At 38.0% G+C, this 9,042-nt stretch carries 8 protein-coding genes and 1 riboswitch; all 8 genes read right to left on the reverse strand.

Annotated elements, in window-relative coordinates:
* Positions 1-33 precede the first annotated feature (33 nt).
* The 8 genes from purF to purE all read right to left on the reverse strand — a co-directional run bounded on the left by purF (position 34) and on the right by purE (position 8,309).
* Complete coding sequence (gene purF, locus AC1DKZ_RS28910; protein WP_002091359.1) at positions 34-1,449, reverse strand: amidophosphoribosyltransferase; 1,416 nt, start codon at positions 1,447-1,449, stop codon at positions 34-36.
* Positions 1,434-3,653: a phosphoribosylformylglycinamidine synthase II gene (gene purL / locus AC1DKZ_RS28915; RefSeq protein ID WP_113938629.1), complete on the reverse strand. Its 2,220-nt coding sequence runs from the start codon at positions 3,651-3,653 to the stop codon at positions 1,434-1,436. Before purL ends, purF begins: the two co-directional genes overlap by 16 nt.
* A complete protein-coding gene (gene purQ / locus AC1DKZ_RS28920) occupies positions 3,637-4,320 on the reverse strand; it encodes a phosphoribosylformylglycinamidine synthase subunit PurQ (protein WP_000666771.1) in 684 nt (227 codons plus the stop codon). Before purQ ends, purL begins: the two co-directional genes overlap by 17 nt.
* Positions 4,317-4,571 carry a phosphoribosylformylglycinamidine synthase subunit PurS gene (gene purS / locus AC1DKZ_RS28925; protein WP_000278823.1) on the reverse strand — a complete coding sequence of 85 codons (255 nt, stop codon included), beginning with the start codon at positions 4,569-4,571 and terminating at the stop codon, positions 4,317-4,319. The genes purQ and purS overlap by 4 nt, the downstream gene beginning before the upstream one ends.
* Positions 4,564-5,283 carry a phosphoribosylaminoimidazolesuccinocarboxamide synthase gene (gene purC, locus AC1DKZ_RS28930; RefSeq protein ID WP_002029482.1) on the reverse strand — a complete coding sequence of 240 codons (720 nt, stop codon included), beginning with the start codon at positions 5,281-5,283 and terminating at the stop codon, positions 4,564-4,566. The genes purS and purC overlap by 8 nt, the downstream gene beginning before the upstream one ends.
* Before the next feature lie 88 nt (positions 5,284-5,371).
* Positions 5,372-6,679 (reverse strand): adenylosuccinate lyase, encoded by a 1,308-nt coding sequence (purB, locus tag AC1DKZ_RS28935; protein WP_476997591.1) that lies wholly within the window; start codon positions 6,677-6,679, stop codon positions 5,372-5,374.
* Positions 6,676-7,827, reverse strand: a complete 1,152-nt coding sequence (purK, locus tag AC1DKZ_RS28940) for a 5-(carboxyamino)imidazole ribonucleotide synthase (protein WP_219300564.1) — start codon at positions 7,825-7,827, stop codon at positions 6,676-6,678. The genes purB and purK overlap by 4 nt, the downstream gene beginning before the upstream one ends.
* Complete coding sequence (gene purE / locus AC1DKZ_RS28945; protein ID WP_002010008.1) at positions 7,824-8,309, reverse strand: 5-(carboxyamino)imidazole ribonucleotide mutase; 486 nt, start codon at positions 8,307-8,309, stop codon at positions 7,824-7,826. Before purE ends, purK begins: the two co-directional genes overlap by 4 nt.
* Positions 8,310-8,419: 110 nt before the next feature.
* A riboswitch (purine riboswitch) is annotated at positions 8,420-8,521 on the reverse strand.
* Positions 8,522-9,042: the final 521 nt, after the last annotated feature.

The raw sequence follows: 9,042 nt of genomic DNA on the forward strand, positions 1-9,042 counted from the left end.
TCTACATCAAAAGAAGTAGAAGCTTTTTTCTTCTTATTTCATACTTTCTAAAAGCTCTTGCTCATAATCATAAAGAGCTGTTGGATAGTCTCCATTGAAGTAAGCCATACATAGACCACCGTATTTCCCTTCATATGGGCGTCCAATTGCATCTACTAATCCATCTTCACTTAAAAATGTTAGTGAATCTGCTCCGATGATTTGACGGATTTCTTCTATTGAATTATTTGCTGCGATTAATTCTTTTCTCGTTTGAATATCAATGCCATAGAAGCATGGATACTTAAGAGGTGGTGAAGCAATTCTTACATGGACTTCTGTCGCTCCAGCCTCGCGAAGCATACGAACAATTCGTTTACTTGTCGTTCCTCTTACGATAGAATCGTCAATCATAACAACTCGTTTTCCTTCAACTACGCCTCTTACTGCTGAAAGCTTCATCTTAACCCCTTGCTCACGCAGTTCTTGAGAAGGTTGAATAAACGTACGTCCAACGTAACGATTTTTAATTAACCCTAACTCATACGGAATTCCTGTCGCCTCCGCATAACCAATTGCTGCTGAAATACTAGAGTCTGGTACACCAGTAACAACATCAGCTTCAATAGGAGCTTCCGCCGCTAAACGTTTCCCCATGTTTTTACGAGCTGCATGAACATTAATACCAGCGATATTAGAATCTGGACGTGCAAAGTAAATGTATTCCATACTGCAAATCGCATGGTCTACTTCATTTGTAAAACGATCTACGTGAATTCCTTCATCATTGATAATAAGCAATTCACCAGGTTCTACATCACGAATGTATGTTGCACCAACTACATCGAAAGCACATGTTTCCGATGCTACAACGTAAGCATCCCCCATCTTTCCGATTGAAAGAGGACGGAATCCATTTGGATCTAGCGCAACGATCATTTCATTTCCAGTTAGTAAAAGATATGCAAACGCACCTTTCACTTTATTTAGAGCCTCTTTTACACTATCAATTAAAGAATCTTTTGTACTACGCTTAATAAGGTGTAAAAGTACTTCTGTATCTGAACTTGTTTGAAAAATACTTCCCTCTGCCTCTAATTCACGACGAAGCATTTTTGCGTTAATTAAATTTCCGTTATGAGCTAACGCCATGCTATGATCGGAAAAACGGAATAATAATGGTTGAACGTTAGCAACTTCACTTCCACCCGCTGTTGCATATCGTACGTGTCCAATTGCTGATTTCCCGTTTAATCCCTCTAGCTCACCTCTTGAAAACACTTCTGATATTAAACCTAACCCCTTGTGACCGATGATTTTTTCTCCATTATTTACAACAATGCCTGCGCCTTCTTGCCCACGGTGCTGCAAACTGTGCAATCCGTAGTACGAAACTTGTGCTGCATTTTCATGCCCCCAAATTCCGAAAACGCCACATTCTTCATTTAACCCCTTTATTTCAGTAAGCATGGGATTGCCCCTTTCCAAGCCTTTCTCATTTCATCTACATTTGCTGTAAGTAATACTTCATTTTCTTCATTATGAATTGTTACTTCATTTGTATTTGTCACTTCTCCAACTTGAATTGCTTCAACCGCTTTCTCAAATGCTTCTTTATTTTCACGTTTTACAGTTATAACGAAGCGCGATTGTGATTCTGCAAATAATACTGTTGTTGCTTCCCCATCTAATTTCACAGTAGCACCTAAACCGTTAGCACCAATTGCACTTTCAGTAATTGCAACTGCTAAACCACCTTCTGCAACATCATGTGCAGATTGAACAAGGCCAGCTTGAATTGCTGCTAGTACTTGCTTTTGGCGTTTTAATTCTACATCTAGATCGATGCTTGGTGATTGACCGAAAATTTTCCCGTAGATCATTTTCTGTAATTCACTTCCACCAAACTCAGCTTTCGTCTCTCCAATTACATAAACTAAATCGCCAGCTTGTTTAAATTCTTGTGTTGTTACGTGTTTTAAATCGTGTACAAGTCCAACCATCCCAACAGTTGGTGTTGGATATACAGCTTCACCACTACGCTCGTTATACATTGATACATTCCCGCCGATAACTGGCGTTTGTAACTTGCGGCAAGCTTCACTCATACCGTCTACTGATTTCTCAATTTGCCAGAAGATTTCTGGTTTTTCTGGGTTACCGAAGTTTAAGCAATCTGTAATTGCAAGTGGCTCCCCGCCAGAACATACGATATTACGTGCTGCCTCTGCTACTGCAATTTTACCGCCCACTTCTGGATCTAAATAAATGTAGCGAGAGTTACAATCTGTCGTCATTGCTAATCCTTTTTCTGTGCCGCGTACACGTATAACCGCTGCATCTGAACCTGGTGTAACGATTGTGCTAGTGCGCACTTGATAATCATATTGATCATATACCCACTCTTTACTTGCAATCGTTGGTTGTTGTAATAAAGATAATAACGTTGCTTTATAATCTTCTACTTTTGGTGTTTCCATTTTCATCTGCTGGAACTCAGCAAAGTATGCTGCTTCTTTTGACGGTTTATGATAAATTGGTGCTTCTTCTGCAAGAGCATCCGCCGGTACTTCAGCTACCATTTCGTCTTTATGGAATAGACGAAGCATTTTATCTTCAGTTACTTTCCCCATCGTAACTGCTGCAAGACCATATTTTTCAAATAAATCTACTATTTCTTGCTCTCTACCTTTTTTCACAACGATTAACATACGTTCTTGTGATTCAGATAACATCATTTCATATGGAGTCATTCCAGTTTCACGCTGTGGTACATCATCTAAGTACATTTCAATACCCATACCTGCTTTACTTGCCATTTCTGCAGAAGATGATGTTAAACCAGCAGCTCCCATATCTTGAATTCCAACAAGTGCATCAGACTGAATAAGTTCTAAACATGCTTCAATAAGAAGTTTCTCCATAAATGGATCCCCTACTTGAACTGCCGGACGCTTCGCTTCTGAGCTTTCAGATAGCTCTTCAGATGCGAACGTTGCACCGTGAATACCATCACGACCAGTTGATGCTCCTACGTACATTACTGTATTACCAGCACCATGCGCTTGCCCTTTTTTAATATCTTCATGATTAATTAGGCCTACACACATTGCATTTACAAGTGGATTTCCTTCATAGCATGGATCAAACTGTACTTCTCCACCAACAGTAGGAATACCGATGCAGTTACCGTATCCTGCGATTCCTGCTACTACTTCTTCGAATAAATATTTCACACGTGGTGATTGTAATTCACCGAAACGAAGTGAGTTTAATAGAGCTACCGGACGTGCGCCCATAGAGAATACATCGCGAATAATACCACCGACACCTGTTGCTGCCCCTTGATATGGCTCAATTGCAGAAGGATGGTTATGACTTTCCATTTTAAATACCACCGCTTGGTTATCACCGATATCTACAATTCCAGCGCCTTCTCCAGGTCCTTGTAAAACACGCTCACCTGTCGTTGGAAACTTACGAAGAACTGGCTTTGAATTTTTATAACTACAATGTTCAGACCACATAACAGAAAATAGTCCCGTTTCTGTATAATTCGGCAAACGGCCTAAAATCTTTTCAACCATGGCAAACTCTTCGTCTGTTAGCCCCATTTCCGCATATATACGCTCTTCTTTAATTTGTGTTGGATTTGGCTCAAGCATTAACGACATATGTTTCCCTCCACTGTTTTAAGATAGATTGAAAGACTTTTAACCCTTCAGCACCGCCAAGTAATTCATCTACAGCACGCTCTGGGTGTGGCATCATACCAAGAACATTTCCTTTTTCATTTACAATACCTGCAATATCTGAAACGCTTCCATTCGGATTTTCTACGTAACGGAATGCGATTTGATTATTCTCTTCTAATTGTTTAAGAGTCGCTTCATCACAATAGTAATTTCCTTCGCCATGTGCAATTGGAATATTAATTACTTCATCTTTTTCATATTGTGATGTAAACATCGTTTCATTATTTTCAACACGTAACTGAACAGTACGGCACATAAACTTTAAGTTTTCGTTTCTCATTAATGCTCCTGGTAGTAATCCTGATTCAACAAGAATCTGGAATCCATTACACACTCCTAAAATCGGCTTTCCTTGCTCAGCAGCTTTTTGCACTGCTTTCATTGCGTTAGCAAAGCGAGAAATAGCCCCGCATCGTAAATAGTCACCGTAAGAGAATCCACCTGGTAGTAAAATTGCATCATATTCATCTAAATTCTCTCTATCGTGCCAAACGTAATCTACTTCTTCACCAAGCTCATCTTTAATTGCATGGAACATATCGACATCACAGTTCGAACCTGGAAATACTATGACTGCAAATTTCACTGTGCGACAACCTCCTCAACTTCATAACGGAAGTCTTCCATTACAACGTTTGCTAATAATTTTTCACACATTTCTTTTACCTTGCTATCCAGATCAGATACTGATTTATCAATTGTTAATTCCATATATTTTCCGATTCGAACGTCTTGTACTTCTGTAAATGAAAGACTATGAAGTGCTCCCTTTACCGCAGTTCCTTGTGGATCTAATACACTTTCTCTTAACGTTACATATACCTTAACTTTATACATGTGAAGCTCCCCCTAAACGTTTTAAAATTTCTTCATATGCTTCTGTTAAATTCCCAAGATCACGACGGAATACATCTTTATCAAATTTTTCGTTGCTCGTTTCATCCCATAAACGGCAAGTATCTGGTGAAATTTCATCTGCTAATATGATTTCCCCTTCTTCTGTTACGCCAAACTCTAATTTAAAATCTACTAATCTTACACGACAGCTTGCGAAATGCTCAATCATCACTTGATTGATTTGTAGAGCTGCATCTCGTAATACGCTTACTTGCTCTGGTGTTGCAACATTTAACAAACGAATATGATCTTCCGTTACAAGTGGATCTCCTAAATCATCATCTTTGTAGTAAAATTCTACGATTGGTGTTGTAAGAGCAGTTCCTTCTTCCATTCCTAGTCTTTTTGAAAGACTACCTGCAATTACGTTTCTTGTGACAACTTCTAATGGAATAATACTCACCTTTTTGACAAGTTGTTCTGTATCAGATAACTTCTCCACAAAGTGTGTTTTAATTCCAACTTCTTGTAACTTTCTGAACAATAAAGTTGTAATCTCATTGTTCAAACGACCTTTTCCTGTAATTGTCGCTTTTTTCTCCCCATTGAAAGCAGTCGCACTATCTTTGTACTCTACCCAAACCATATCTGCTGCTTCTGTACGATAAATTCTTTTTGCCTTACCTTCATACAGCAATTCTAGCTTTTGCATTTCGCAAGCCCCCTGTAGTTTGAAAAATATGAATAATGTTTTTATAAAGAATGGCACAGAATGACTCTATTCTGTGCCATATGAAATTTTACGCTTCGTTTAATCCAAGGCGTTCAAAGATTGTATCAACGTGTTGCATATGATGTTCATAATTGAAACATTCGTTAATTTCTTCTTGCGTTAACTTACTTGTAATACGCTCGTCAGCTTCTACAAGCTCTTTAAATTGTACTTGTGTTTCCCAAGCTTCCATTGCTTTAGGCTGTACGATATCATAAGCTTCTTCACGTACCAGACCTTTGTCAATTAGTGTAAGCATTATGCGCTGAGAGTAAATTAAGCCGTATGTTCTTGTCATATTGCGTTTCATATTCTCTGGGAATACAGTTAAGTTTTTAACGATATTACCAAAGCGATTTAACATGTAATTTAACGCGATTGTAGCATCTGGTAAAATTACGCGTTCTGCAGAAGAGTGAGAGATATCACGCTCATGCCATAACGGAACATTCTCGTAAGCTGTCATCATATAACCGCGGATAACACGAGCTAAACCAGTCATATTTTCAGATCCAATTGGATTACGTTTATGCGGCATTGCAGAAGAACCTTTTTGACCTTTTGCGAAAGCCTCTTCAACTTCACGTGTTTCACTCTTTTGTAAACCACGAATCTCAACTGCCATCTTTTCAACAGATGTTGCGATTAGTGCAAGTGTTGACATGTAATGTGCATGACGATCACGTTGCAATGTTTGTGTTGAAATTGGTGCTGCTTCTAATCCTAAGTTTTCACAAACATACTTTTCTACGAATGGATCAATATTTGCATATGTACCAACCGCACCAGATAATTTACCAACGCGAACTGTATCAGCAGCTTGTTTGAAACGCTCTACGTTACGTTTCATTTCTTCATACCAAAGACCAAGTTTTAAACCAAATGTTGTTGGCTCTGCATGTACACCATGTGTTCTTCCCATCATGATCGTGTATTTATGCTCTTTCGCTTTATTAGCTAAAATGCTAACAAAGTTTTCTAAGTCTTTTAACAAGATTTCATTTGCTTGTTTTAAGATATAAGATAACGCTGTATCTACTACGTCTGTAGATGTTAAACCGTAATGAACCCATTTACGTTCCTCGCCTAATGTTGGTGTTTCTGATACAGCACGAGTGAAAGCAACTACGTCATGACGTGTTTCTTTTTCAATTTCATAAATACGATCAATATCAAATGATGCATGTTCACGAATTTTTTTAACATCTTCTTTTGGAATGTCGCCAAGCTCTGCCCATGCTTCACAAGCTAAAATCTCAACTTCTAACCATGCCTTAAATTTGTTTTCTTCCGTCCAAATTGCACCCATTTCAGGGCGTGTATAACGATTAATCATCTTTTTCCCTCCAACAGTTGTTCTTGATGGTCCCAAATATGCAAACTCTTCGCTTTTTCTAGAGCGACTTCAATATTATCATTTAAAATATTAACATGCCCCATTTTTCGCTGCGCTTTTGCTTCTTCTTTTCCATACAAGTGTAAATAGCACCCGGTTAGTCTATTCACTTGTCCTAGGACCCCTTCTATATGTTCGCCTAAAATGTTTACCATGACAACTGGTTTTAACAAATTTGTTTCTCCAAGAGGTAAATTACAGATTGCTCGAATATGTTGACCAAATTGACTCGTTTCACATGCATCCTGTGTATAGTGTCCTGAATTGTGAGGTCTTGGTGCTAATTCATTAATGTAAATCTCACCGTCAGCTGTAGCAAACATCTCTACCGCTAGTGTTCCCACAAGTTCTAGTTCATCCGCAAGTACCTTTGCGTAAGCAATTGCTTTTTGAGAAAGTTCTTCTGTAATGCGAGCTGGAACGATAGATTCATGTAAAATGTTATTTACATGAATATTTTCCGCTACCGGAAATACTTTCGTTTCACCACTTACACTACGAATTACAATAACTGATACTTCTTTTTCAAAAGGCACCCATTTTTCTAGAATGCACTCTGCTTCATCCGCAAGCTCTCGTGCCTTCTCAACATCAGTTTCACTTCTTAAAACAACTTGCCCTTTCCCATCATATCCACCTGTCGTCGTTTTTAAGACGGAAGGAAATGATAATTCAGCAATCGCTTCAGTAAGCTGATTTTGATTTTGAACTAATCTATACATTGCTACTGGTAACCCAGCTTTCTCAATTGCATTCTTTTCTGTAAAACGATTTTGCGTTTTATTTAACAACTGACTACCTTGTGGTAAGTAAGCATGTTTTTCAAGCCATTGTAAACATCTATAATCAATATTCTCAAATTCATATGTGACAACGTCGCTTATCTCTGCTAAATGCTGAATTGCTTTTAGATCGTCATATGGTGCAACGACTTCAACATCAGCAACTTGTGCACATGGTGAATGCTTTGTAGGATCTAAAACAGCAATTTTATAACCCATTTCCTTAGCTGCCAACGCCATCATTCTTCCAAGCTGGCCGCCTCCAATAATGCCGATTGTTTTTCCAGGTAAAATGATTCTCGTCATACTAGCTCACTACCTTCACGCACAGTTTTCTCAATAGCTTCTCGTCTCAACTCTAATGCATCATGTATATCATCATGAAATGATCCAAGTATTTGTGCAGCAAGTAATCCAGCATTCGTTGAACCAGCCTTACCAATTGCAACAGTTGCAACTGGAACCCCTCCTGGCATTTGGACAATGGATAATAATGAATCTAGACCGTTTAACGCTTTTGATTGAACTGGGACACCGATTACAGGAAGATTTGTCTTCGCTGCAACCATTCCTGGTAAATGTGCTGCTCCACCGGCCCCAGCAATAATAACTTTTAATCCACGTTCACGAGCTGTTTCTGCATATTCAAACATATAATCCGGAGTCCGATGAGCGGATACAACTTTTTTCTCATACGGTATATTTAATTCATCTAAAATGTCACAAGCATATTTCATTGTTTCCCAGTCTGACGTGCTTCCCATTATAACTCCAACTAGTGATTTCATATTAGAATCCCCCCGATTCAAATAAAAAAAGCCTGAAATAGAACAGTTTCTCTTTTACTATGAGAGAAAGCGCTCTACTCAGGCATACGTATCCCTTGTGAATAGAAAAATACCGAGTGACTTTCCCTCATAGTCTAACGAATAACGGTCGTTAGGTAGAGACTTGCAGGCCATATCCCCGCGATTATATGAGGTCTTATATATTATTGTTTCTATGGCTATATTAACAATATTTCATAAACAATGTCAATAAATAATCGAATGTTTTTTTATTAGTCATCGATAACGTTCGTGTTTTAGTTATATTCAAAAGAAGAACTGCAACTATATACAAGAAGAAAAGGGAATTAGAATATATATTTCTAGAGATCTATTTTATACATAACTGTTCATATATACTGTTGTGTCTACAAATCAATATAATTTATATGGTGGTGATTTTATTTATAAGGAGGATAACCGTGAAAAAATAACTATGCTATTATCATATATGATAGAAATAATGTTTCCTATCTTAGGGATTATTTTAGGGGAATTTGGAAAATTAGGAGCACAAAAAATCATTGCCATTATTTTAAATAGTCTCTATTTCATTCTTTTTTCGTCTTTAGGATTATTAAATTTATGAATTTTAACCTTCAGTAAATAAAAATAAACACAAAAAAACCTAAGTCGAAACGACTTAGGTTTTTGCTTGGCGACGTCCTACTCTCACAGGGACAAGGTCCCAACT

It is taken from the genome of Bacillus sp. 05T21 (genome assembly GCF_056396785.1).